Consider the following 24,603-nt stretch of genomic DNA (forward strand, 5'->3'; position numbering starts at 1 on the left):
AGCCCTTCGACAAGCTCAGGGCGAACGGAGTGGGGGATCAACCAGCTCGACGAAGCGTCAGGCAGAGTTGGTGTCGTCAGCGCGGCTTGTGCAGCAGTGCCAGCCCGCCGAAGCTGAGCAGCCCCGCCACCATCAGATAGACGCCGACCAGCCCCAGCCCGCCCTTCCCCGCCAGCCAGGACGCGGCGATCGGCGCCATCGCGCCGCCCAGGATGCCGCCGACATTGAAGGTCATCGACACGCCAGTATAGCGTACCTCGGCCGGGAAGAGTTCGGGCAGCCAGCCGCCGAGCGGGCCATAGGCAAAGCCCATCACGAACAACGCGAAGGCAAGCCACAGGAACACGATGAAGAGCGATGCGGCGCCGAGCATCGGCCCCATCAACAGCCCCGCCACCGCGGCGCCGGCAAAGCCCCAGCGCAGCATCGCCATCGCGCTGTGCCGGTCGGCGAGCACGCTCGCGACGATCACCCCCAGGGCCAGGAACAGGATCGCCGCCAGCTCGACCGCGAGGAACGCCTGGCGGTTATGGCCCAGCGTCGTCGTGCCGTAGCCGAGCGCAAACGCCGTCGCGAGGTAGAAGAGCGCGAAGCACGCCACCACACCGAAGATACCCGCAAGGGTCGGGCGGAGATGATCGCGGAACAGGGTGACGATCGGCACCCTGGGCAGCTTTTCTTCCTTCGCCGCCTCCAGAAAGGCCGGCGTCTCGGTCAGCTTCAATCGCACCCATAGCCCGAGCGCGACCAGCACCGCGCTGGCCAGGAAGGGCAGCCGCCAGCCCCATTCGCGAAACTGCGTATCGGTGAGGGTGGCGCCGAGGATCAGGAAGAAGCCGTTCGCCGCGATGAACCCCACCGGCGCGCCGAGCGGCGGGAACATGCCGTAGCGGTTGCGCCAGCCCGGCGGCGCATTCTCCACCGCGAGCAGCGAGGCCCCGCCCCATTCGCCGCCCAGCCCCAGCCCCTGGCCGAAGCGCAGGATGCACAGAATCAGCGGCGCGACCCAGCCGATCTGGGCATAGGTCGGCAGGAACGCGATCGCGACGGTCGATCCGCCCATCAGCATCAGCGAGGCGACCAGCGTCGACTTGCGCCCGATCCGGTCGCCGAAATGGCCGAAGATCGCGGCGCCGACCGGGCGGGCGATGAAGGCGAGGCCGAAGCTGGCATAGGACAGCAGCAATTGCGCGCCCTGGTCCTCGGCCGGGAAGAACAACGGCCCGAACACCAAAGCCGCGGCGGTCGCGTAGATGTAGAAATCGTAGAACTCGACCGAGGTGCCGATCAGGCTGGCGAGCAGCACGCGCTTGTGTGCGGTCATGGGGAGCGAGGTCATCCCCGCTGGTTCGCGCGGGGGTGCACGTTGGTCAAGAAACTATTCCCTTCTACCCCTCCCTTCCCTTCACACCTCTCCCAGCGGGAGAGGGAGGGGCCCGTTCGGCGAAGCCGAATGGGAGGGTGAGGGTGAGTGGTGCGTAAGAGGGTCGCCCTCACCCTTTCCGTCGCTTCGCTCCTCCAGTGTCGGGTGAACAGCGCCCCGCGCTGTTCAGGTCATGCCGGGGGCATGACCGACCCGACACTCTCTCCCGCTGGGAGAGGGAAATTACCGCGTCGCGAAGGCATCCAGCAGGGTCAGCATCAGCCAGTACAGCCCGCCCGCCAGCAGCATCGCCGCCGGCAGGGTCATCACCCAGGCAAGCGCCATGCTGCCGATGGTCCGCGCGCGCAGGCCCGCGCCGTTCGCCACCGAGGAACCGGCCACGCCGCTCGTCAGGATATGCGTGGTCGATACCGGCAGGCCGTAATGCTCGGCCGCGAAGATCGTGCCCGCCGCGACCAGCTCGGCCGAGGCGCCCATGCCATAGGTCAGGTGAGTCTTGCCGATCCGCTCGCCGACCGTGACGACGATCCGCTTCCAGCCGACCATCGTGCCCAGCCCGAGCGCCAGCGCAACGGTGATCTTCACCCAGAGCGGGATATAGCGCGTGCCCTGCTCCAGATGAGTCTGATAGCCGCCGATCGTCTTCAGCTCGGGTTCGGAGAAAGTCTTCGCCGCGGCCGGATCCTTGGTCACCAGGCGCGTGGTGTCGAGCACCAGATACATGTCGTTGCGCAGGTTCGGCGTCGCCGCGGCGGGCACCTTGTCGAGCGACCCGAAGCCGCTGATCCGCTGGCTCACGTCGCGCGACAGCGTGTCGACCGCGGCATAGACCTGCGGGCTCGCCGCCTGCTTGGTCTGGAGCGCCCGGGTCAGGGTATCGCGCGCCACGCCGACATCGTTGCTGGCGGCGCCCGCGGAATGGGCGCTGAATGCCGAGGCCGCGCTGGTCGCGCTGGCCACGAACGCCGGCGTCGCGCTTTCGGGCATGGTGCGGTTGAGCGCATAGGCCGTCGGCGCGCAGCCGATCAGGATGAGCATGATCAGGCCCATGCCCTTCTGCCCGTCATTGCCGCCATGCGCGAAGGAGACGGCGGTGCAGGTCGCGATCAGCAGCGCGCGGATGCCCCGGGGTGGCGGCGCATTGGCCTCCGGCTCGCGGTACAGCTTGGGATTGCGCAGCACCATCCGCATCACGAACAGCAGCGCCATCGCCGCGAAGAAGCCGATCAGCGGCGCCATCCACAGGCCGGTCAGGATCTTGTACGCCTGGCTCCAGTCGACGCCCGAGGTGCCGCCCTTGCTCGCCGACAGCAGCTGGTTGGCGAACCCGACGCCCAGGATCGACCCGATCAGCGCGTGGCTGGAGGAATTGGGCAGCCCGACATACCAGGTCGCGAGGTTCCAGATCACCGCCGCGAGCAGCAGCGCGAAGATCATCGCGAAGCCGGCATTGCTGCCGACATGCAGGATGAGATCGACCGGCAACAGCGTGATGATCGAATAGGCCACCGCCCCGCTGGAGAACATCACGCCGAGGAAATTGAAGAAACCCGACCATACCACTGCGACATGGGCGGGCATGGAGTTGGTGTAGATCACCGTCGCGACGGCATTGGCGGTGTCGTGAAAGCCGTTCACGAACTCGAAGCCGAGCGCGATCAGCAGCGCGAGGCCGAGGAACAGGAACACGCCCGTCGCCATCTGCTCGCCGACCTGCGCGGTATCGGTGAAGATGCTGAACCCGGCATAGGCAAGGCCGCCGAGCAGCACCGCGAGGAACAGCCAGCGCCCGGCAGGGTGCATCGCGTGGTCGAGCCGGGGCCCGCTGGACGGGCGCTCGACCGACTCGGGGAGCGCTGAAACGATCGTTGCCATGGTGAACCGCTTTGCGCGCTTATGTGACAGGTTGATGACAATGGGGCGGGGCGCCCTGACCCTATCTCGGAATCCCTCTCCCAGCGGGAGAGGGAGGGAGCCGCCGGAGGCGGCGGAAGGGTGAGGGTGAGTTCGAGCCTCACTATCCAGTCGCCCTCACCCTCCCGTCGCCGCGCTCCTCCTTCCCCTCTCCCGCTGGGAGAGGGAGCTAAGCACGCTTGCCCCAAACCGCCGCGTTCCCTACCTGTTCACCGATGAGTCTTCCCGCGCCTTCCCCCCCAAATCCTTCTGGCGACCCGCCCTATCTGGCCGGCCTCAACGCCCCGCAGCGTGAGGCCGTGCTCACCACCGAGGGCCCGGTGCTCGTCCTTGCCGGCGCCGGCACGGGCAAGACGGCCGCGCTTACCGCGCGCCTTGCGCATCTACTGTTCACCAAGAAAGCCTGGCCGTCCGAGATCCTGTCGGTCACCTTCACCAACAAGGCCGCGCGCGAGATGCGCGAGCGGGTCGGCCGGCTGGTCGGCGATGTGGTGGAGGGCATGCCGTGGCTCGGCACCTTCCATGCGATCGCCGCGAAGATGCTGCGCCGCCATGCCGAGCTGGTCGGGCTGCAGAGCAATTTCACCATCCTCGACACCGACGATCAGCTGCGCGTGCTGAAGCAGCTCATCCTCGCCGCCGATCTCGACGAGAAGCGCTGGCCCGCGCGCCAGCTCGCCGGCTTCATCGATCAGTGGAAGAACAAGGGCCTCACGCCTTCCGATGTGGATGCCGGCGAGAGCGAGCTCTACGCCAATGGCCGCGGGCGCGAGATGTATGCGCAATATCAGGCCCGGCTGAAGGCGCTCAATGCCTGCGATTTCGGCGACCTGCTGCTGCACATGCTGACCATCCTGAAGCGCGACCGCAGCGTGCTCGCCGATTACCAGCGCCGCTTCAAATATATCATGGTCGACGAATATCAGGACACCAACAGCGTCCAGTATCTCTGGCTGCGCCTGCTCGCGCAGGAGAGCAAGAATCTGTGCTGCGTCGGCGACGACGACCAGTCGATCTATTCGTGGCGCGGCGCGCAGGTGGAGAATATCCTGAAGTTCGAGAAGGACTTCCCCGGCGCAAAGGTGATCCGGCTCGAGCAGAATTACCGATCCACCCCGCACATCCTCGCCGCGGCCTCGGGCGTGATCGCCAATAACAGCGGGCGGCTCGGCAAGTCGCTGTGGACCGATGCGCGCGAGGGCGAGAAGGTCAAGGTGCTCGGCGTGTGGGACGGCCCGGAGGAAGCGCGCCGCGTCGGCGAAGAGATCGAGAGCTGCCAGCGGGCGGGCAAGAGCCTCGACGATATCGCCATCCTGGTCCGCGCGCAGCACCAGACGCGCGAGTTCGAGGAACGCTTCATCACCATCGGCCTGCCGCACAAGATCCTCGGCGGGCAGCGCTTCTACGAACGGCTCGAGATCCGTGACGCCATCGCCTATCTGCGCGTCGTCGCGCAGCCGGCGGACGACCTTGCCTTCGAACGCATCGTCAACACGCCGAAGCGCGGCCTTGGCGACAAGGCGGTGCAGAAGGTCCACCAGCTCGCCCGTGCCGAGGGCGTGCCGTTGACCGTCGCCGCCGCGCGCATCCTCGACACCGACGAGCTGACCGGCGCCGCGCGCCGCGCGCTCGGCAATCTGGTCGGCGACATGGCGCGCTGGCGCGGCATGGCGGGCGACATTCCGCATCCCGAGCTTGCCCGCCAGATCCTCGACGAGAGCGGCTATACCGGCATGTGGCAGGCCGAGAAATCGGCCGAGGCCGCGGGCCGGCTGGAGAACCTCACCGAACTCGTCCGCGCGATGGAGGAGTATGAGAATCTCGGCGCCTTCCTCGAGCATGTCAGCCTGGTGATGGATAACGAGGCGCAGGCGGGCGAAGCGCGGGTGACGATCATGACGATCCACGCCGCCAAGGGCCTGGAATACGACACCGTGTTCCTGGTCGGCTGGGAGGAAGGCCTGTTCCCCTCGCAGCGCTCGCTCGACGAGGGCGGCATCGCCTCACTGGAGGAGGAACGCCGCCTCGCCTATGTCGCGATCACCCGCGCCCGGCGCCGCGCGATCATCCTCCACGCTGCCAATCGCCGCATTTACGGCCAATGGACGTCGAGCATCCCGAGCCGCTTCGTGAACGAACTACCCGATGCGCATATCGAGCAGGAAAATTCGATGAGCGGCGGCGAAAGCCTGTGGCGCGCCAACTGGTCCGAACGCGCCGATCCCTTCGCGGACGTGGCGCGGGGGACGGGGCGTGGACCGGGGTGGCAGCGCGCGGCGGGGGTGGCGCCCAATGGGGGTGGGTTCACCAGCCGGACCTTCACGCGGGAGCCGTCGCGGGTGGTTGAGGCGCGGGCGAGCGCGGTGAGTATCGGGAACAAGGGGCGCGATGATCTGTCCGTGGGGATGCGGGTGTTTCACCAGAAGTTTGGGTACGGATCGATCGCGGAGATCGAGGGAAACAAGCTTGAGATCGATTTCGAGAGCGCTGGTCGGAAGCGGGTGATGGATAGTTTTGTGACGCTGGGGTGAAGGAGCCACGCTCTAAGACCACCGATTAATACCTCACCACACAACCTCTTGGATGAAGATAAAGCCAATTGTCAGAAGTTCCCACTTTTAATCCTGAACGCAAGATCATTCGCCAATAAATCGACCTGCTCATGATTAAGTATTGGCGCGTCGCGCCAAATTTGTTCCGCCCCGGGCCATTCCGGAAAAATAGGAATAACGCCGAATATTTTGGCATATTGCAATTCGTCTACATCCAGGGTACCTGGAGGGCAACTAAGACAATGCAATATAAGCTTATTCAGCTTAATAGTCATAATTTGCGCGTTATAATCCCCGCTCGGGTTAACATTGGATGACGCCGGCATTAGACTGAATGTCCGATGATACTCGCCGATGGTATCTCCTCCAGTAGCCCGTCCGATCCAAATTTTCCAGTTATCTGGTGGCTTACGGGTCGCGAAGAAACTATGGCGTTCTTCCGGCGTTATCCCAGGTTTTCCATCGGGAGTCGCTGCATCAATATTAATAGTAGTCATCGTAGACCAAGCAGCAATATCGCGAAAAATATTGGCATCAAGGTGAGACCAATCACCTTGGATCAGAGGCGTTAACAGTGGCTTGGCTACTCCTTGAAGTGCACTCATCCAACCATTGTTACAGACTTCACATACCGTTCTAATCTTTCGCTGGCCAAGCGATCCTTGAAATTCTGTTATGGGAAGGGCGGCAGGTCCGTGTTCGCTAAACGCATCCTCAAGAGAAGCTGAAGCTGCCTCGTACGCATCGCCATGCGGAACCAAACGACTGACCCAGTCGGCAATCAAATGCTCCTTGGACATTTTACGTCGCAAACTACAATAAATGCATTCCGCCGCCGCCTGTTTCATCGACATTTCCTCAAAAAAATTCGGAATTACGGTGGGAATTACGGTGACAGTTTACTAATTAGCGCTCCGTTATTCAGAAAATCGCAAGTCGGTCGCAACTGACAGAGCTGCAAGATCGCGGGCAAGATCGCCCTGAGGACTCACTACATTTTTCTGCGACAATTCTAGAAACGCCCTCTCGAATCGACGCTTGATAAGGGGATGGGCAGCCAGGTACGAAGCGCCCGCCTCGCTCGCCGCGTCAGGCCCCGCGACGACGAGAAGATATTCCACGAGCGACGGCTGCCCAATGACCATATGGTTCACCAGGGGCAAGACCGTTTCGGCCCGCTCGAACGCTGCGAAGAAGGGGAAGATGATCTCCCGGATTGCGTTAGCGGCATCCTGCGCAATCCTCGTGCGGCTGGCCTTGTCCGCGAAATCCCACTCCCTCCAATCGAGACGCGGCGTCAGGTTGCCGATTTGCGCCCCCACGACATGGCCGGCGAAGGCGCCCTTGCGATGAAGGACAGGTTGCGTTTGCTCCTCACGCCAGGCCTTTAATCGCCGCGAGTACACCGCGGCGTGGATCCAGACGGCAGCGCGAACGCCCGCGATATTGTGGCGATCGGACTGGAAAATGATTTCGAAAGTAAGGTCGCCGCTTTCCTTCTTGAACTTCGGGCCGCTCTTCAGGAACCGGAAACCTTCCGGGATCACATCGTTTCCGATGATCGAGATCGCCTCGAGGATGGCGTCCTTGGGTTTCTCGTCTGACACCGCGGAGCCACGCCGCGCCTGCGCCGCCGCCAGCTTTCTGCGAGCAGTCGCAGCGAGAAGGTCCATCAACTGTCCGTGTCCCGCCATCAGCTCATCCTACTTATGGTGCCAAGTGCAGTGCCGGTTTACTTGACCCCGAGACCCGCGCCACAGCGGGCGTGACGAAGAGATAGAACAAGCTCCCACTGTTTGACCACGATCCGGGTGACGATGACGTGCAATTACCCCTTAACCCCCGGCCCCGCCCAGGCGCAGCCGCACCGTCAATGCGGCGGCCGGATTGGTGACCAGCAACAGGTGTATATCGGCGGCCGTGAAGCCCTTCGCTTTCAATGCCGGGACAAAATCCGCGATGAGGATTTCATAGCTTCGCGGGGTTCCTCCATCCGGCTTGGCGACGTCGTACCAGCCGGCATCCTGTGAAATCAGCACATGGTCCAGCAACCCCGCCTGTTTCATCGCGCCGACCAGCTCGACATGGAGCGGCAGGGAATCGCGATCGATCCCGTCGAACTCGACCCAGGCGCCGCGCCGCGCCGCCTCGACATGGCGGCCCCGGTCCTTTTCGTTCTGGGCGTGGATCCAGATCCATGCTGACGGATGCACGCCTTCCTGCTCCAGAATCGCGAGCTGTTCGAACGCGGAAACGGCGGGCCCCGTGTGCGCGCCGATGGTGAGCCCGGTCTTCCGGTGCGCCATCGCCGCCGCGCGGATCAGCTTCTGCTCGACGGCGCTGAGCTTGCCTTCGTTGAAGCCGAGCTTGATGAAGCCAGGCCTGATCCCGGTTCCGCCGATGCCATGCTGCCATTCGTCGATCCACCGCCCGGCAAGCTCCACGGGCGTGAGATCATGGACCCAGGGCGGCAGGAACCGGTTGTCGAAGGCCGCATAATTGCCCGTGACCGTCAGGATGTTCAGGCCGCTTTTCTCCGACAAGTGCCGCAACAGGACTGGGTCTCGCCCGAGATACGCGGCCGTCGCGTCCACGAAGGTCCGAACTCCCTGATCGGCAAGGCGGCGCATTCGGGGCAGGACGATGCCGGTGACCGTATCCAGATCATAGGGGATGGGTGCGCGGCTCCAGGATTCATAACCCTGGAAGTTCGCCAACGCGTGTTCATGCATCAGAGTCGTGCCGAGCGTGGCAGCATCGATCCAGCCGCGCACGGTCATGATCCCGTTCGTCGGCACGGCGCCTTGCGGCTCGGCCAGCGCGCTTCTTGCCGGAAAGATACCGAGCGCGGCGATGCCCCCGGCGGCGTTCAGAAAATCGCGCCTGCGCATCGGTGCTTCCCGTCGAGATGATTGAGTGGCGAAGCGATTTTATCTGCGCCTGTCGCGTGAGCGCAACCCCCGGACCTGCTCGAAACCGCCCAATGCCTCTTTCCGGCGGCCCGCCGCGCGGCGCGGACCTTTACCCGCATTTTTTTCGACGACGGTCGCGTGCCCATGGCCTGCGGGCCACCAGTTCATGCTGCTCGCGACACCTGATCCGGGAATCCCGGTGATGTTGCCCTTTTAGCCACCGGAAAGCCGCCATCGGCCGGGCGTGGCGTCACGGCCCAACGTCAGGGCAGGTGATACCGAACGAGCCAGCCGTCACCGCCCGTACCCTCATACCATAGCGATCCAGGCGAGGCTGACCGGTGCGCCGATCCGGAGCCACGTCGAATGCGATGTCGTAGAGCCGCCGCGAGGCTCCCTGGAGGAGATCGGCGCGGATCGTGACCTTCGGTTTCTGGCCCGCGGGAATACCCGCCCAATCGCCCCCGAACGTAACCGCGCAGGTAAAGAGCGTGCTCCAATTCGCCGGGATGTTGAGATCAATCCACGCATAGGTGAAATTGTTGTCGATCGTGTTGGCGTCGCCATGGCTGAGCACCTGACCGTTCAGCGGCGTTCCCGAGGAAATGGTATAGCTGCTGCCCTTGGGGATGTTCTCGAATTTCACCGAGAGGTCGACCAGGTCTTCCTCGGAGCCCTGATCGTACCGTGGTTGAAAAACGACCTGGGGGATTTTTCCGCGGATCGTATGGACATTGCGCTGGGCGATGTTCGCGTTGCGCGACAGCGCCTCGGCGAGTCTCGTGATATCGCCGATGCCCTGGAGCGGATTGCCATGCCCGGGCGTCGCGGCGATCGCGATCAGGCAGTAATGGTCCTCGATATCGTGCGGCACCCAGAAGAAGGGATCGGTCGTGGCGCCGACCGCCCCCGGGTCGATCTTGAAGCCCGGGAGCATGTTGCCATCCGAGGTGCCGAGCTGATTTTGCTCCCACAGATAGGGATAGAGCAGGATGTTCGGCGGCGCCCAGAACAGGTTCCACATGCCCGACAGCGCATCCGGCGTGCAGTTCTTTCCCCGCACATAAAGATAGTTCGGCCTGCCGATATAGAGGCCGTCGTCATAGACGGTGCCGTAATTGCCAGGATCGGTGAGGAAGCCGGGATCCGGAAATGGGGCCCTGCCGGCGAGAGCGATGTCCGGCGAAGTCGCCGGGGCGGAGCGCGGGACCATGCCCTGCTCGCTCAGGGTGGCCCGGGTGACGATCCCGTCCCATTGCTTCGTCATCGCAATTCTCCTCCCCCGCCGATTGCTTCCACTTGGCCGAGTGAATTGCGGTGCCAGTTCGCTTAGCCCCAAAATGATCCGCTGGCGGCGGAGATAGAACAAGCTTCCGCTGTTTAACCACGATCCGGGCTTACCCGACCGACCCGACCATGGCCTCTTGCCGCCGGCTCCCCGGACCTCGCCGCCCCGGCGCTCCCGCGAGCCCGATGGAGGTGCTTATGAGCGATGCACAACCGATGAGCGACACGGCCCCGACCGATCAGCCCAGCGTCACGGGGGCGGATTTCACCTCCACCACCTGCGGCAACGACAATGGCGGCGCGGCGGTCGGCACGACGCCGTTGCTGCCCGAGGCCGGGTGGCTCGCGATCAATGGCAGCACCGATCTGTCGGGCTGCGTGATCGGGCCGCACGGCGCCTCCGTCACCAGCGCCTATGTCACCAATCAGCCGCCGCTGACGTATGAGCGCTTCGCTTTTGGTGTCTGGGTCTATGGCCAGGGGCCTTCCGGCTTCGGATCTGGCTCGCTGGAGCTGACCTTCACCGATCAGACCGGATCGGACTACAGCGTGAAGCTCTATTCCTCGACGCCGGCCTGGCATTATGTCGATTACAACTCGACGTCGCCGGGCATCACCGCGATGCGCTGGGAACCGAGCGAACTGGCCTGAGCCTGGGGTTCGCCCGCGATCGCCGATGGGGCCGGGAACACGGGCGTCCGTTTACTTTGCTTCTGAACATTTTGGGCGCGGTGGGGAGCCTAGCTGACATGTGCAATTCCCCCGTGGAAAAGGGGTCAGAGTGATTTATTGCTCGCGCCGTATCGGCAACAAGGGGCACGACGACCTGTCGGCGGGGATGCCCGTGTTCCATCAGAAGTTCGGCTATGGCGAGATCGCCGTCCTCTTCGGCGACAGGTTCGTCAACCAGTGACGATAGCCGGCCTCGCGCACAAAAATCCTGACAGTCCAGACTCTTGATCGGCGGACCTTGGGTTCGAGTTCAGACGCGTATCGAGCACCCCTTCAAGAGCGTAGCGCCACCAAGCCACACATGCGCGCTTTTCTATCGCCTCGTCCTCGGCCACTATCATGACCATGATTCTGGGACTTCGCCGCTACCGAGTCCAGCGCGCCGCGCGGGCGCCGTTGGTCGGCTTCATGCTCGACAGCCTGCGCGCGTCGGGCTGCCGCATCCTGCACGCGTCCGATCCTGGCGAGGCGCCGTTCGTGATCAACTTCGAGACGGCAACGGGCGAGCGAATGGGCGTCGTCGCCTATGCGTTCCTCGCCAACGAGTCACCGACCAAGGTCAATCGCCCGCAGGACGAGCGCAGCTTCCAGATCAAGTACGGGCCGAACGACGGCAAGCTGCATACGCTGTTCCAGGACCCGCTTGGACTCTACACGACGTTGTTCCTCGGAATCGACCCCAAAGAGGGCTTCTTCGTCGCGGCCGACCCCGAGATGCATAACCCGACGCGATTCTATATCCGGCTCGAGTTCAAGGAACGCCACGCGCAGGCGATCAGGCGCGACGGCTGGCATGCCTGGGAGCGCGAGAGCCGTGGGCGCAAGGATCTCAAGCCCGGCGAGCGCACCTACGGCTTCGAGACGCTGGTCGGCGGCACCAGGGATGCGTTCCTCGACCTCATCCGCTTCGAGCGCGCCGCGCAAGGCTTGTCGCCGGGCGACCGGCACCTGCTCGCGGTGCGCCCCGAACTGTTCGCGAGCGGCGCGCCCGACACGGCAGGCGACGGTCCTGCATTTTCCAATGCCGCCATTCATCCGCTCGCCGCCGAGTTCGAGCTGGAGCCCGAGCAAATCCTCGAGCTGATCGCCGGGGCGAGGCGACTCAAGATGGCGGTGCGCGGCTGGGTCGCCGAGGAGAAGCTTCGCGACGTGCTGAGCCGTACCGCGGGTGTCACATACTGCGAGCGACTCGACGAGGAAGGCGGCGCCGATCTCAGGGTGCGCTGGCGCGAGGGCCCGCCCCTGCTCATCGAGTGCAAGAACGTGCTGCGGCAGACCAACGCCGCGGGGCTTGCCAAGATCGACTTTCAGCGCACCCGTGCCTCCAAATCCGACCCCTGCTCGCGCTATTATGCGCCGACCGACTTCGACGTCGTCGCCGGATGCCTGCACGCGATCAGCGAGGAGTGGGAGTTCCGCTATGTAGATCCCTATCTGCTCGATCCGCGCTCCGGCTGCCCCGGAAAGCTCGACAATCGGGTGCTGATCGACAGACGGTGGACGAGCGAGGCCGGACGGGCTTTCGAGGTCGCTTATGCGCGTGTAGGGACCACGTGATGGAGCGTCTCAAGGCAATCAGCTTGTTCACGGGAGCTGGCGGGCTCGATCTCGGATTCGAGGCGGCGGGGTTCGACACTGCGGTCGCGGTCGAGATGGACGGGCGCTGCGTCGAGACGCTGCGCGCCAACCGTTCCTGGCCGGTGATCGCGCGCGATGTCGGCCAGGTGCCGACCGAGGAGCTGCTCGAAGTAGGCGGGCTTGAGGTTGGCGAAGCCGACATCCTCATCGGTGGCCCTCCCTGCCAACCCTTCTCCAAGTCGGGATTCTGGGCGACCGGAGAAGCGCGCAGGCTCGACGACCCGCGCGCGACCACGATCGACCACTATTTGAGAATCCTTGAGGAGGCGCGCCCTCGTACCTTCCTGCTCGAGAATGTCGAAGGGCTCGGCTTTCGCGGCAAGGATGAAGGCCTGGCGCACATCCGCGACGCGGTAGCGGTGATCAACGAGCGCTACGGCACCGCGTACAAGCCGGAGATCGCGGTGCTCAACGCTGCCGATTACGGTGTCCCGCAGCTACGACGGCGCCTGTTCGTTGTGGCGGCGCGCAACGGAACGTCCTTCCGTTTTCCCGAGGCCACACATGTTGGCCCTGACGGGCAGCGCCCCGGCGACAATCGGCGTCGCTGGCTGACGGCGTGGGACGCGCTGAATGACCTACCTGCCCCGCACGACGCCACGCTGGAACTAAAAGGCAAATGGGCAGGCCTGCTTCCCTCGATTCCGGAGGGTCAGAACTATCTCCATCATACCGACCGCGGCGGCGGGGAGCCGCTTTTCGGGTGGCGCCGGCGGTACTGGTCGTTCCTGCTCAAGCTCGCAAAGGATCAACCGGCCTGGACCCTGCAGGCACAGCCCGGGCCTGCCACTGGCCCGTTTCATTGGACCAGCCGGCGCCTGAGCATGCGTGAGATGGCCAGGCTCCAGACCTTTCCGGACGACTTCGTGGTGCTTGGCTCGGTGATTGATGCGCAGAAGCAGCTGGGAAATGCCGTGCCGTCGCTGCTGGCAGAGGTACTTGCGCGCGCCATCCGGACACAGTTGCTAGCAACCCCCGCCTCAACGCAGGAGTCGAAATTGCAGCGAGCGCGCGCCGAAACCACGCCGTCGGCGGAGGCGCCAGCGTCGGTTCCCGCTTCCTATCTGGCACTCAAGGGCGAACATACTGCGCACCCTGGCACAGGACGCGGATTTCGTGCGTCCGAGAGGGATCATGTCGCTGTCGCTGCCGAATAGCGATCGGATTGCGGTATAGTCCACGTGCAATAACCAATTCAAAATAGCGAGGTCGCTCGACCAGCACCCATAGCACCCCGGATCAGGGGTTTTTGCGCGTGCACCGAGATCCAGCCGCCCACGTCACCGTCGGTCAAACAATCAGCCCCACCGCCCCCATTCACATCACCGTCGCATAACGACGCTACCGGGCGCGCATCCAGTGCGGATGAACCGAAAGCCGGGAGCGACACGATATGCCGCGCAAGACGATACGGACCGCTCTGACCGCCCTCTCCCTGCTGTTGCTGAGCCTGACCGCGGCGGCGGCGCAGCAGGAGAGCAGCGACCCGATCGAGCACGCGCAGCTCATGGGCACCCTCCCCCTCGCCGGGGAGTTGTTTCACGTCCAGGGCGTCGATCTCGACAGCCGGCGCATCTGGATCACCTCGGTCGATCTCGCCAAGCACAGAGGCTATCTCCATGAATTCGACCGGCATAGCGGCAAATTGCTGCGGCGGCTGGAGCTGACGGACGGCCCCCGATATCATCCGGGCGGGATGTCGCTCCACCAGGGGTCGATCTGGGTTGCCGTGGCGGAAATGACGCCGAACAGCTCCGCCACGCTGATGGAGATCGACACGGACTCCCTGGCGGTGCGCCGCAGGATCCCCGTCGCGGACCATCTCGGGTGCGTCGCGGTATCGGGTGACACGCTCGTCGCGGGCAATTGGGACAGCCAGTTGCTGCGCATCTTCGACCTGCCCAGCGGGAAGCAGGTCCGGGTCGTGCCCAACCCCTTCCCCACACGCTATCAGGACATCAAGTTCGTCGATGGTCAGCTCGTCGCGGGCGGCGTGGTGACGCCGATCAGCGGGACGATCGACTGGATCGACTGGCCGTCGATGAAGCTCGTGCGGACGGCACGCACCGGCGTCACCGACCGCGCCAGGGCCTATACGGGCGAAGGCATGGCAGTGAAGGGCCACGACCTGTTCCTCGTGCCCGAAGACGGCCCGAGCCGGTTGTTCCATTTCCGGCTGGGGGATCGGGAGGTTTAGGTATCCACGATTCGACATCGTGTTTATCGGTGCGCCTACCGCCCATCACGCGCCAAAAAACGGAGTTTTCTTGGAGGATCCGGTGCCAGAGGAAGCCAATTCGCCGCCGGTAGAAGACGGCCGCGGCAGGGACAATGGCTGTGGCACTTGGGGTGTTATTGCTGTTCTAGTCCTATTCGCGGTTATCTTTCAGGTCGACAGTTGCGTGAGGATCACTCACCCTTCCGGACTGCGAACGAAAGAGTCTTTGGACTGATAGGTCGTTGCTCTCAGGACGCCGGTACAAGCGGCCTTGTACGTTCAGCCCCTACGCCGCCCCGATCCGCTGCAGCTTGGCCAGCAAGGTCTGCTCGTCGAACGGCTTGGTGACATATTCGTCGGCCCCGGCGCCGATGCCCTGATAGATGTCGGGCGTCTGGGACTTGGAGGTGCAGAACACCACTTTCGGGGTCACCCCGCCGTCGATCCGGCGCAGCGCGGCGACGAATTCGACCCCGGTCATCACCGGCATTTCCCAGTCGAGCAGGATCAGGTCCGGCATCGCCGCCTTGCAGCGGGCGAGCGCCTCCTCGCCATTCTCGGCCTCGATCACCTGATAGCCGAGGCCGGAGATGATGCGATGCGCAACCTTGCGCATCACCCGCGAATCGTCGACCAGCAGGCAGCGCCGCTGGCGCGGCGGCGCGGCAGGTTCGGGCGCCGCCACTTCCGGCTGCTGGGGGTCCGCGGGGAGGGGCGCGGAGCGGCCGATGGCCGCCGGGCTCCCCAGGCGCTTGATCAGACCGTGAATGACTGCGGTTCCCTTTGGCTGAGGACCTGGCTCGCGGCGGCGACCACGGCCTTGTCCGCTTCGGTCATGCGGACGTGGATATACGGCACCCAGATCTCGCCGAACTCGGCCTTCTGGTACCACACATCGATGACATCATAGGACGCCCAGAAGCCGTCCGGCTGACGCAGCCGCAGGCCCTCGCCGATCCGCGGGACGGCGGCGAAGCGCAGCCCGACCTGGGTCTGGTGCGTCTCGTTCTGGACTTCGATCTCGATCAAGGACAACAGCCTCCAGTGCGACGGGGCATCCTAGCCTGCAATCCTTGCCGAAAAGCGAACGGCGTTGCGGTGGCGCGCGCTCTCCGTTTCCCGCGAGCGTCCGTCAATCGTCCAGTGCGATCGGGATCGCCAGGCTGCGCTTGGCGACACCAAGCGCGACATTGGTGGTGAAGCGCCGCACGTTCGGGTTTTCCGCCACCAGCCGGCTCATGAACGCGTCATAGGCCTCGATGTCCGGCGCGGTCACGACCAGGATGAAGTCGGCCGTGCCCGTCACGTAGAAGATCTCCTGGATGCATGCCTCCGCCGTCATCCATTGCCGCAATCGCCCGATCAGCTCCGGCCGCTCGCGCTCGATCTCAAGCGCGACGATGAAGAAGGCGGGCTTGCCGGCCCTGGCGGGATCGACCACCGCGACATTGGCCAGGATCACCCCGTCCTGCCGCAGCCGCTTCAGCCGCCGCAGCACGGCCGAAGCTGACAGGCCGACCCGCTCCGCGAGCATCTCGGCGGTCAGGTCGTTCTCGTGCTGCACGATCTGCAGCAGCTTGCGGTCGAATCGATCCAGGTCAGTCTTCGCCATGATCCGTCATCTATAGCGATATTGCGCCGAATTCCGGCAATTCGACGTACGCCTTCGCCGATTTCCGGTGCCCGGCCGCGATATCCTCCCGGTCATGCACTATCCCTCCGCTACCGCCATCGCCGCCGCCCGCGACACGATCGATGGGGTGTTTCTCGACACCCCGACGCGCCGCGCCGCCTCGCTCGACCGCGCGCTCGGCATCACGGTGCAGTTCAAGGACGAGACGGCCACCCCGATCCGCTCCTTCAAGGGGCGCGGCGCCTGCGCGTTCGTCGCCGGGCTGGCCCGTGCCGAGCACCTGGTGTGCGGATCGGCCGGCAATTTCGGCCAGGGCCTCGCCTGGGCCGCACGCCGCCGCGCCATGCCGCTCACCGTCTTCGCCGCCACGGGCGCGACCGCCTGCAAGGTCACCGCGATGCGCGATCTCGGCGCCGACGTAAGATTGGCCGGCCACGATTATGACGCCGCCAAGGCCGAGGCGGAGGACCATGCCCGCCGCACCGGACGGGTTTATGTCGAAGACGGCGCGGCGCGCTCCATTGCGGAGGGTGCGGGCTCGATCGGCATGGAATTGTCGCGCGATGCGGATGCCTTCGATCACATCCTGCTGCCGCTCGGCAACGGCGCGCTGGTCTCGGGGGTCGGCGCCTGGTTCCGCCACGCCGCGCCCGGGGTACGGATCGTTGCCGTCGCTGCCGCCGGCGCGCCCGCGATGGCGCGGGCCGTGCTCACCGGCGAGGCGGCCATGGGCACGCAGGCCGACACCATCGCTGACGGCATCGCGGTGCGTGTGCCGATCCCCTATGCCGTCGCATGCGTGCGCCGCGTCGTCGACGATGTCGTGCTGGTCGACGACCATGCGATCCGCACCGCGATGGCGCTGATTGCCGACCATCTCGGCCTCATCGTCGAACCCGCCGGCGCGGCCGGCCTCGCCGCCCTGATCGCCGAGCCCGACCGGTGGCGCGGGCAGAAGGTCGTCGTCCCGCTGTGCGGCGGCAATGTCGACGCGCCACTCTCCCTTCACGATCCTAAGGAACGACCGTCATGATCGACCATCTCGAGCTCAAGACCCGCGATCTCGCCGCGAGCCAGCTTTTCTATACCGACCTGCTCGCCCTGCTCGGCTACACGCTGACGGTCGACGGCCCGGCCAAGGGGTTCGGCGACGGCCTGTCGCTCGATCTCTTCCTGATCGAGGGCGATCCCTCGGCCAATGTGCATTTCGCCTTCCGCGCGGCCGATCGCGCCACGGTCGACCGTATCTATGCGATGGGGCGGGACGCCGGCCACCGGACCGACCGCGAACCCGCCCTCGCCCCGCATATCCACCCGAATTACTATGCCGGCTATCTCCGCGACCCGGACGATCGCCTGGTCGAATTCGTCTGCCACGGGCCGGAGTGACGGAGGGGTCGCCGCCTCACCTCTCCTCCCAGGCGAAATCGTAGAACACGCGGAAGATGTTCCCGTCCAGGTCCTCGGCATAGAATTCGTACAGCTTATAAGGCTGGGCTTCCGGTGGTTGCTTGATCCTAGCGCCGGCGGCCACCCATTCGGCATGCAGCGCATCGATCTCGGCTCGATTGTCGAGATTGAGCCACAGCACGATCGGCGCCCGGTTGCCGAGGTTGGTCCGATACCCGGCGCTGGTCATGAACACCCGCGTCGCACCCCGCGACAACCCGGCAAGACCAATCCCGGGGTCAGCCCAGTCGATGGTGAAACCGAGCCTGTCGCGATAATAGGCCGTGCCCTCGGCGATGCTGGCAACGGGGATTTCCGGGCATATCGACGGGAATTGCACGGGTGAGCCCCTTCAGCGGCGCAGCTTCGGCGCAAGCATGCCGACCTCGTCGCGATACTGGACATAACGGTCGCCGAACATGCCGACCAGATCGCGCTCCTCATGCCGGATCGCGATCAGGATATAGACGAACATCGCCATGGCGAGCAGCAGATGCCCCGCGGTCATCACCGGGATCGCCCAGAAGGCCAGGATGAAGCCGCTATAGAGCGGATGCCGGACGAGCTTGTAGAAGAAGGGCTTGCGGAACACCGGCGCGACCGGGGCGGCATTGCGTGCATGGCCCCAAACCTGCTTCAGGCCGAACAGCTCGAAATGGCTGATCAGGAAAGTGCTGAGCAGCACGATGCCCCAGCCCGTCGCGAACAGGGCATAAATCGCGATCACGGCCGCCGGATTCTCGACCGACCAGATCACCGTCGGGATCGGCCGCCAGAACAGGAACAGGATGATCAGCGCGATGCTGGCCAGCAGTACATAGATGCTGCGCTCGATCGGTTCCGGCACGATCCGGGTCCAGTGCCGCTTGAACGCCGGACGCGCCATCACGCTGTGCTGCACGCCGAACAGCGCGACCAGCGCGAGATCGACGAGCGCGGCGAGCGCCACGCCGCCGACCGGTCCGCCGCGATCGACCGTCAGCGGCACCCAGGGCAGGTTGCCGACAAAGGCGACGAGATAGAGGAAGGTGGCAAAGAAGATCAGATAGGCGGCGAGGCCGAACAGCAGGAAAAATCCGCGGGTCATGATCACGCTCCGACGGCAATGACGCCCTATCAGCGACGGCGCGATGCTGCGACCGATCAGTCCCGGAATATAGGCGGGAATCGACATCAGGCCCGCGCCGGCGTCCTCTGGAACAACGGAGTCCGCCACCCCATATCCCTCGCCGAAACGGAGGTACCCAATGACCGAGTATCGCAAGACGGCCGAGGCCGTCGCCGCCCTCACCCCCGAAGAGTTCTACGTCACGCAGAAGAGCGGCACGGAACGCCCCGGCACGGGCAAATATCTGAACAACAAGGAGCCCGGTATCTATGTCGATATCGTCTCCGGCGAGCCGCTGTTCGCCAGCAGCGACAAATATGAATCCGGCTGCGGCTGGCCCAGCTTCACGAAGCCGATCGAGCCCGCCAATGTGAACGAGTTGCGCGATGCCAGCCTGGGCATGGTCCGTACCGAAGTGCGCTCGGCGGGTGGCGACAGCCATCTCGGCCATGTCTTCGACGACGGCCCGCGCGATCGCGGGGGTTTGCGCTATTGCATCAACTCGGCCTCGCTCCGTTTCGTGCCGCGCGACGAGATGGCGGCTCAGGGCTATGGGGCATATCTCGACCAGGTGGAGGAAGTGGCATGAGTCAGGAAACCGCGATCCTTGCTGGCGGCTGCTTCTGGGGCGTGCAGGATCTGGTGCGCCGCCAGCCCGGCGTGATCTCGACCCGCGTCGGCTATTCCGGCGGCGAAGTGCCCAACGCCACCTATCGCAACCATGGCAACCATGCCGAGGCGATCGAGATCGTCTTCGACCCCGAGGTGACGAGCTTCCGCACCCTGCTCGAATTCTTCTTCCAGATCCACGATCCGAGCACGAAGAACCGCCAGGGCAATGATGTCGGCGCCAGCTACCGCTCGGCGATCTTCTACACGAGCCCGGAGCAGAAGGCGGTTGCCGAGGACACCATCGCCGATGTCGATGCCTCCGGCCTGTGGCCCGGCAAGGTCGTCACCGAGGTGACTCCAGCCGGCGATTTCTGGGAAGCTGAGCCCGAGCATCAGGATTATCTCGAGCGCATCCCCAACGGCTATACCTGCCACTTCGTCCGCCCGGGCTGGAAACTCCCGCACCGCGCCGACGCAGCATGACGCTATCGCGGGGAGGGTGGCCCTCCCCGCTTCATTCCGCAATGATCAGCGGCAGCGGCGTTTCTTGGTGATCGTGCGGTCGATCGCGCGACCGGCCAGGGCGCCGCCCACACCGCCGGCGGCCGTGCCGAGCAAGCCGTGGCCGAAGATCGACCGACCAACCAGCGCACCGCCGACACCACCTACGACGAGTCCTGTAGTGCCCTTCGAATGGCGGCACCCATGATGCCGGTAGGTGCCGTGGTTGTAATGATGCCGCGTGCGCGCTTCCGCGGCACTGCTCGGGAAGGCCAATGTCGCCGGGATGGCGAGCGAAAAGGCGCTGAGCGCAAGGATGGCGGTACGCATCGGATGCTCCGGATCGAAGAGGACGATAGCGGCAAAACCGACAAACCGCCCCGAAAGTTGCGTTCTCGCCAGCCGGTCAGGCACCCCGAGGGAGCGGATTCTCCTCGAACGTCTCGATCCCTTCCGGAAGGCTCAGCCAGCCATGGCCTTCCCTCGTCCACACCGCCTGCACCGGCATCGGAAAATCCGGATCGGCGAAGGCCCCCGCCGCGACGCCGATCAGATGCGGCATCCGTGCCGGTTCCCAGAAGACGTTGGACCCGCACGCCGCGCAGAAGCGGAAGGTCACCGGGAAACCGCTTGCCGATGCGCGCTCGAAGCTGCCCATCGCCCCATGTTCGATCGTCACCTTTTCCCGCCCGTAGAACACGGCAACGCTGAACAGGCTCCCGGTGCGGCGCTGGCACTGCAAGCAATGGCACAGGGAGATCTTCTTCGGCTCCCCCGCACAACGCAGGACGAGCGCGCCGCAATGACAGCTGGCGGTGCGAGGAATCATGCGCTGGGCCTGCCGATCCATGAAGGAGGTGCCGGGCAGTCTATGCCGCCCGGCGTCCCACGCAAAGTGCCGGCGATCGCCTAGCCACTGGCTGCCTCATCCTCGCTCGCCGGCGCTGCCACCGCGGCGCGCTTGCGCGGCCGGAAACGGCGCCACGCCAGCCAGCCGAGCAGCAGGACGATCCCCGGCGGCCCGAAAAAGGCGAGCAGGCCAAGAATGACGGCGATCGTCACCTGCACCGATCCGATCGCGGTATCCGCCGCGCTGGTCAGCGGCGAGCTCGCGTCGAAGCCGCGGACCGCCTTGCCCGATCCATAATCGAACACCATCGGCGTATCGGCCAGGCTCTCCTGCTGCTCCGCCGTGCTGTCCTTGGTCGCCTCGATCCTCTGCGTGATCTCGGCGCGCTGGCGCTGCAATTCCGCGCGCTCCTCCTCGGAGAGCTTGGGCTTGGCCAGTTCGGCATCGATCCGCTTCAGCTCTTCGGCGGCGCGGCTCCGCTGGGTATTCAGCCGGCTGATCGCGGCGCCCGCATCGTTGCCCGTGATCTCGGCATCGACCAGAGTGCCCTGCGCGGCCTCGACCACGCCGATGCCCTTCTTGCCGAAGTCGCGGGCGATCGCCGGATCGAGCTTGAAGGCGAGCATCGCCTCGACATTGTTCTCGCCGATCAGCCGGTATCGCATGCCGGTGATCCGGCACCGCGCCACGCCGAGCTTCTCGCAGGCCTGGGCATGCGCCTCCTGTGCGGCGGCGATGCGGGTCGAGGGCAGGCGGAACGCGTAATGATAGGAAAAGGCGACGCCCGGCGCGGCGGTCACCCCGATCCCGCCCGGCGCAACGGCAGCGGGTGGAGCAGCCACATCATAAGTCATCGCCCGATCGGACGTCTGGGGCGGCTGCATCTGGGCGGTGGGCGCAGAGGAGGTCGACGCTGAATCGGCCTCCCCGTCAGGAGCCTTGCCGCAGGCCGCGAGGCACAGGCAGGTCGTCGCCAGCAACAGGGTACGCATCGTCGATCTCTCCCGTTATTTGATACATCATCACATCGATGGAGTATCCCGTCAATGGAGGTTGTGCGGAGGCAGATCGAGGTTTACCTTCATTTTCAGACGGCATTCCGGGTCCAGACCGTTGCCGGATCCGCCTTTCGCCGGTCTGCCCCGCAACCCCGACAGGATGCGGAACCGGTCCTCGTCGCCCCCGTTCATCGGGCGGAACGCAACGCATGGAGGCACATATGTCCATCAATGGCGCACAATGGGAAAAGGAACTCCGCGCCCTGCTCGACCAGATCCAGGCACATCCCTCCCGGGACTGGAGCGCGGAACGCCAGCGGGTTGCCGTCCTGAAGAACCTGCTTGCGGCGCGGGGCAAGGCGGCGGTCGCCGCCTGATCGTAGCGGTCGCCTAGGGCCCGACCGGCCAGCCCCGCTGCCCCGCCCGCGTCAGATAGGATTTCACGATCACCCGGTGGAACGGCGTGATCACCGCCAGATAGATGCGCCCCAGCACATTATGGCAGTGCACCACGGTGGTCGCGACCAGTTCCCGCCCCTCCCCCGCCGCATCGCGGATCAGCGTGGAGGTGCGGAAATCGAGATGCCGGTCGTCTTCGCCCAGCACCAGTTCGCGCGGCGAACGACCCTGCACCGGGAAGAAATCGATCCGCTCGCCCGGCCGGTCCCGCGCGATCGCGGCCGATGTCTTCACCCCGAGCGGTGCCATCACCCCATCGCGGATCCGCATCAGCCCCCGCACCCAGCCCGCAGGCCGGCCAAGCACCGCGCGCGCCAGCCGCTCGATATCGCCCGTCGCCTCTGCCGGCAGCGCGATGGCATAGGCGTCCACCAGGTCGGCGCCCGCATAAAGCGGCGCCAGCATGCTGTCGGTCGGGGCGGGTACCTCGCGGGCTTTGCTCATGGTGCTGCGTAGCACGAACCCACGGCACGGCCGAAACAACCAATCCGCACGACACCCTGTTGACCGCGCCGCCCCGGCGCGCGACCAATGCCCTGCGATAGCGCGACAAAAGAAGGACCTCAGGTGCGGACTCTCCCCATTCTTGCCGCGCTCGCCGCCGGCGCCGCCACCCTTCCCGCGTCGGCCGAAACCAAATGCTCCGTCGGCAAGATGCTGGAGCTGCCCGTCACCATGTCCGGCCTCCGCCCGATGGTGCCGGCCAGGATCAATGGCCATGATGTCAGGTTCATCGTCGACAGCGGCGCCTTTTACAGCAACATCTCGCCGGGCTCGGCCGCCGAGCTGGGCTTGAGGCTCGGCGCCGCCCCGGGGAACATTCGGGTGACCGGCATCGGCGGGGATACGCGCATTTCCATCGCCCGGGTGAAGGATTTCGGGCTGGGCGAGGCCAATCTGCACAATATCGAGTTCATGGTCGGCGGCGGCGAGATGGGCGGCACCGGACTGCTCGGCCAGAACGTCCTCGGCATCGGCGACGTGGAATATGATCTTGCCGGCGGCGCGATCCGGCTGATGAAGTCGAAGAACTGCGGCAATGTGAACCTCGCTTATTGGGCGTCGGAAAAGAACCTCGCCGTTTCCATGATCGAGATCGACGCGCCCACGCCGCTTGCGCCGCACACCACCGGCACCGTGATGCTGAACGGCGTGAAGATCAGGGCAATGTTCGATACCGGCGCCGCGACCACGATGCTGACCAAAAGCGCCGCCGCGCGGGCCGGGATCAGGCCGGACTCGCCCGGCGTCGAACCCGCCGGCGAGTCCGGCGGCATCGGGCGGCGCACCTATGCCAGCTGGATCGGGCCGTTCCAGAGCCTGAAGATCGGCGACGAGGAGATCCGCAAGATCCGCCTGCGTTTCGCCGACATCAACGAGACCGATTTCGACATGCTGATCGGCGCGGACTTCTTCCTGTCGCATCGGGTCTATGTGTCGAACGCGCAACGTCGCATCTTCTTCACCTATAATGGCGGTCCTGTATTCGATCTCAGCGTCAGGAAGGCCCAGACGATGGCCGCCGCGGCGGAAGCGAAGACCGCGCCTGGCTCGGGCGCGACCGGAACCGCCGCCGGCCCTGCCACCGCGCAGGACTTCAGCCTTCGCGGCAATGCGCGCGCGGCGCGCAGCGACTTCAAGGGTGCCTTGGCCGACCTCACCCGCGCGGTCGACCTCGCACCCGATAATGCCGATTATCGCTATCAGCGCGCACTGGTCCTGATCCGCACCGAGAAACCCGGCGACGCGCGGAGCGATCTGGATCGCGCGCTGACCTTGAAGCCCGCCTATCCCGAAGCGCTGCTGATGCGAGCCGGACTGCGCTTCCGCGCGGAGGACAGGGCCGGCGCGCGCGCGGATGTGGACGCGGCGGAGCATATGCTGTCGGAATCCTCCGATATGCGCCTGTCCCTCGCGGGCCATTACGAATCGCTCGACGATCCAGGCGCCTCAGTGGCCCAATTTGATCGCTGGATCGCCGCCCATCCTGCCGACAACCGCATGCCGATGGCGCTCAACGGCCGCTGCTGGGCGCGTGCCCTTGCCGGCAAGGACCTGGACAAGGCGATCGGCGATTGCGACCGCGCACTCAGGCTCCGTCCGAAGACCGCCGCCTTCCTCGACAGCCGCGGCCTCGCCCGCCTGCGCAACGGCGATCTCGACAAGGCGCTGGCCGATTACAACGCCGCGCTCGCGCTTGAACCCAAAATGGCCTGGTCGCTCTACGGACGCGGCGTGGTCGAGCACCGCAAGGGCATGACCGCCCAGGCCAAGGCCGACATCGATGCCGCCGTGGCCCTGCAGAAAGACCTGCCGGAAAGAGCGAAGAAGATCGGGCTCGAGGTTCCGGAATAAC

Annotated in this window: 27 protein-coding genes; 12 read left to right on the forward strand and 15 right to left on the reverse strand. The window is 65.1% G+C overall.

What is annotated here, in order from left to right:
- Positions 1 to 76: 76 nt before the first annotated feature.
- Positions 77 to 1,339: an MFS transporter gene (locus AC1RT8_RS04675; RefSeq protein ID WP_493074412.1), complete on the reverse strand. Its 1,263-nt coding sequence runs from the start codon at positions 1,337 to 1,339 to the stop codon at positions 77 to 79.
- 267 nt (positions 1,340 to 1,606) lie between these two features.
- Positions 1,607 to 3,259 carry an inorganic phosphate transporter gene (locus tag AC1RT8_RS04680; protein WP_493074413.1) on the reverse strand — a complete coding sequence of 551 codons (1,653 nt, stop codon included), beginning with the start codon at positions 3,257 to 3,259 and terminating at the stop codon, positions 1,607 to 1,609.
- 254 nt (positions 3,260 to 3,513) lie between these two features.
- Here AC1RT8_RS04680 and AC1RT8_RS04685 point away from each other — a divergent pair, with 254 nt between their 5' ends.
- Positions 3,514 to 5,829, forward strand: coding sequence for an ATP-dependent helicase (locus tag AC1RT8_RS04685; RefSeq protein ID WP_493074414.1), 2,316 nt, complete (start codon positions 3,514 to 3,516; stop codon positions 5,827 to 5,829).
- Positions 5,830 to 5,900: 71 nt separating this feature from the next.
- Here AC1RT8_RS04685 and AC1RT8_RS04690 read toward each other — a convergent pair whose 3' ends face one another.
- From AC1RT8_RS04690 to AC1RT8_RS04705, 4 genes are all read right to left on the reverse strand, one after another.
- On the reverse strand, positions 5,901 to 6,698 hold the full coding sequence (locus AC1RT8_RS04690) for a hypothetical protein (RefSeq protein ID WP_493074415.1): 798 nt from the start codon (positions 6,696 to 6,698) through the stop codon (positions 5,901 to 5,903).
- Positions 6,699 to 6,767: 69 nt separating this feature from the next.
- Positions 6,768 to 7,544: a DUF4304 domain-containing protein gene (locus AC1RT8_RS04695; protein WP_493074416.1), complete on the reverse strand. Its 777-nt coding sequence runs from the start codon at positions 7,542 to 7,544 to the stop codon at positions 6,768 to 6,770.
- Positions 7,545 to 7,685: 141 nt separating this feature from the next.
- A complete protein-coding gene (locus AC1RT8_RS04700; protein WP_493074417.1) occupies positions 7,686 to 8,741 on the reverse strand; it encodes a phosphotriesterase family protein in 1,056 nt (351 codons plus the stop codon).
- 271 nt (positions 8,742 to 9,012) lie between these two features.
- Positions 9,013 to 10,029: a hypothetical protein gene (locus AC1RT8_RS04705; RefSeq protein WP_493074418.1), complete on the reverse strand. Its 1,017-nt coding sequence runs from the start codon at positions 10,027 to 10,029 to the stop codon at positions 9,013 to 9,015.
- A gap of 218 nt (positions 10,030 to 10,247) precedes the next feature.
- Between AC1RT8_RS04705 and AC1RT8_RS04710 the strand changes: the two genes are divergently transcribed.
- The 5 genes from AC1RT8_RS04710 (at position 10,248) to AC1RT8_RS04730 (ending at position 14,616) form a co-directional block, all read left to right on the forward strand.
- Positions 10,248 to 10,700, forward strand: a complete 453-nt coding sequence (locus AC1RT8_RS04710; protein ID WP_493074419.1) for a hypothetical protein — start codon at positions 10,248 to 10,250, stop codon at positions 10,698 to 10,700.
- Between the two features lie 130 nt (positions 10,701 to 10,830).
- Positions 10,831 to 10,962 carry a hypothetical protein gene (locus AC1RT8_RS04715; protein ID WP_493074420.1) on the forward strand — a complete coding sequence of 44 codons (132 nt, stop codon included), beginning with the start codon at positions 10,831 to 10,833 and terminating at the stop codon, positions 10,960 to 10,962.
- Between the two features lie 158 nt (positions 10,963 to 11,120).
- Positions 11,121 to 12,338, forward strand: coding sequence for a hypothetical protein (locus AC1RT8_RS04720; RefSeq protein ID WP_493074421.1), 1,218 nt, complete (start codon positions 11,121 to 11,123; stop codon positions 12,336 to 12,338).
- A complete protein-coding gene (locus AC1RT8_RS04725) occupies positions 12,338 to 13,576 on the forward strand; it encodes a DNA cytosine methyltransferase (RefSeq protein WP_493074422.1) in 1,239 nt (412 codons plus the stop codon). The genes AC1RT8_RS04720 and AC1RT8_RS04725 overlap by 1 nt, the downstream gene beginning before the upstream one ends.
- 236 nt (positions 13,577 to 13,812) lie before the next feature.
- Entirely contained in the window at positions 13,813 to 14,616 is an 804-nt protein-coding gene (locus tag AC1RT8_RS04730; RefSeq protein WP_493074423.1) for a DUF6454 family protein, read from the forward strand.
- Between the two features lie 307 nt (positions 14,617 to 14,923).
- On the opposite strand, the gene AC1RT8_RS04735 is transcribed toward AC1RT8_RS04730, so the two are convergent.
- The 3 genes from AC1RT8_RS04735 to AC1RT8_RS04745 form a co-directional block, all read right to left on the reverse strand.
- Positions 14,924 to 15,322: a response regulator gene (locus tag AC1RT8_RS04735; RefSeq protein ID WP_493074424.1), complete on the reverse strand. Its 399-nt coding sequence runs from the start codon at positions 15,320 to 15,322 to the stop codon at positions 14,924 to 14,926.
- 71 nt (positions 15,323 to 15,393) lie between these two features.
- Entirely contained in the window at positions 15,394 to 15,672 is a 279-nt protein-coding gene (locus AC1RT8_RS04740) for a hypothetical protein (RefSeq protein ID WP_493074425.1), read from the reverse strand.
- A 97-nt stretch (positions 15,673 to 15,769) separates the two neighbouring features.
- Positions 15,770 to 16,249: an Lrp/AsnC family transcriptional regulator gene (locus tag AC1RT8_RS04745; RefSeq protein WP_493074426.1), complete on the reverse strand. Its 480-nt coding sequence runs from the start codon at positions 16,247 to 16,249 to the stop codon at positions 15,770 to 15,772.
- 94 nt (positions 16,250 to 16,343) lie between these two features.
- Between AC1RT8_RS04745 and AC1RT8_RS04750 the strand changes: the two genes are divergently transcribed.
- Complete coding sequence (locus tag AC1RT8_RS04750) at positions 16,344 to 17,303, forward strand: threonine ammonia-lyase (protein WP_493074427.1); 960 nt, start codon at positions 16,344 to 16,346, stop codon at positions 17,301 to 17,303.
- Positions 17,300 to 17,659: a VOC family protein gene (locus AC1RT8_RS04755; protein ID WP_493074428.1), complete on the forward strand. Its 360-nt coding sequence runs from the start codon at positions 17,300 to 17,302 to the stop codon at positions 17,657 to 17,659. The genes AC1RT8_RS04750 and AC1RT8_RS04755 overlap by 4 nt, the downstream gene beginning before the upstream one ends.
- A 16-nt stretch (positions 17,660 to 17,675) precedes the next feature.
- On the opposite strand, the gene AC1RT8_RS04760 is transcribed toward AC1RT8_RS04755, so the two are convergent.
- Complete coding sequence (locus AC1RT8_RS04760) at positions 17,676 to 18,059, reverse strand: VOC family protein (protein ID WP_493074429.1); 384 nt, start codon at positions 18,057 to 18,059, stop codon at positions 17,676 to 17,678.
- Between the two features lie 12 nt (positions 18,060 to 18,071).
- Positions 18,072 to 18,806 (reverse strand): methanethiol S-methyltransferase, encoded by a 735-nt coding sequence (gene mddA / locus AC1RT8_RS04765; protein ID WP_493074430.1) that lies wholly within the window; start codon positions 18,804 to 18,806, stop codon positions 18,072 to 18,074.
- A gap of 160 nt (positions 18,807 to 18,966) precedes the next feature.
- Between mddA and msrB the strand changes: the two genes are divergently transcribed.
- The gene (msrB, locus tag AC1RT8_RS04770; protein ID WP_493074431.1) at positions 18,967 to 19,416 is read left to right on the forward strand and encodes a peptide-methionine (R)-S-oxide reductase MsrB; all 450 of its coding nucleotides are present in this window, start codon (positions 18,967 to 18,969) and stop codon (positions 19,414 to 19,416) included.
- Positions 19,413 to 19,922 (forward strand): peptide-methionine (S)-S-oxide reductase MsrA, encoded by a 510-nt coding sequence (gene msrA / locus AC1RT8_RS04775; protein ID WP_493074432.1) that lies wholly within the window; start codon positions 19,413 to 19,415, stop codon positions 19,920 to 19,922. Before msrB ends, msrA begins: the two co-directional genes overlap by 4 nt.
- Positions 19,923 to 19,967: 45 nt before the next feature.
- Here the strand turns inward: msrA and AC1RT8_RS04780 are convergent, their stop codons facing one another.
- The 3 genes from AC1RT8_RS04780 to AC1RT8_RS04790 all read right to left on the reverse strand — a co-directional run bounded on the left by AC1RT8_RS04780 (position 19,968) and on the right by AC1RT8_RS04790 (position 21,782).
- Positions 19,968 to 20,270 (reverse strand): hypothetical protein, encoded by a 303-nt coding sequence (locus AC1RT8_RS04780; protein ID WP_493074433.1) that lies wholly within the window; start codon positions 20,268 to 20,270, stop codon positions 19,968 to 19,970.
- Positions 20,271 to 20,346: 76 nt separating this feature from the next.
- Complete coding sequence (locus tag AC1RT8_RS04785) at positions 20,347 to 20,790, reverse strand: GFA family protein (protein ID WP_493074434.1); 444 nt, start codon at positions 20,788 to 20,790, stop codon at positions 20,347 to 20,349.
- 59 nt (positions 20,791 to 20,849) lie between these two features.
- Entirely contained in the window at positions 20,850 to 21,782 is a 933-nt protein-coding gene (locus AC1RT8_RS04790) for a hypothetical protein (RefSeq protein ID WP_493074435.1), read from the reverse strand.
- Positions 21,783 to 22,009: 227 nt separating this feature from the next.
- Here AC1RT8_RS04790 and AC1RT8_RS04795 point away from each other — a divergent pair, with 227 nt between their 5' ends.
- Positions 22,010 to 22,165 (forward strand): hypothetical protein, encoded by a 156-nt coding sequence (locus AC1RT8_RS04795; RefSeq protein WP_493074436.1) that lies wholly within the window; start codon positions 22,010 to 22,012, stop codon positions 22,163 to 22,165.
- 13 nt (positions 22,166 to 22,178) lie between these two features.
- On the opposite strand, the gene AC1RT8_RS04800 is transcribed toward AC1RT8_RS04795, so the two are convergent.
- Positions 22,179 to 22,691, reverse strand: a complete 513-nt coding sequence (locus tag AC1RT8_RS04800) for a DUF2867 domain-containing protein (protein WP_493074437.1) — start codon at positions 22,689 to 22,691, stop codon at positions 22,179 to 22,181.
- A gap of 123 nt (positions 22,692 to 22,814) precedes the next feature.
- On the opposite strand from AC1RT8_RS04800, the gene AC1RT8_RS04805 reads away from it, so the two are divergent.
- Positions 22,815 to 24,602: an aspartyl protease family protein gene (locus AC1RT8_RS04805; RefSeq protein ID WP_493074438.1), complete on the forward strand. Its 1,788-nt coding sequence runs from the start codon at positions 22,815 to 22,817 to the stop codon at positions 24,600 to 24,602.
- Position 24,603: the final 1 nt, after the last annotated feature.

This window comes from Sphingomonas sp. GW821-FHT10F11, from assembly GCF_058809095.1.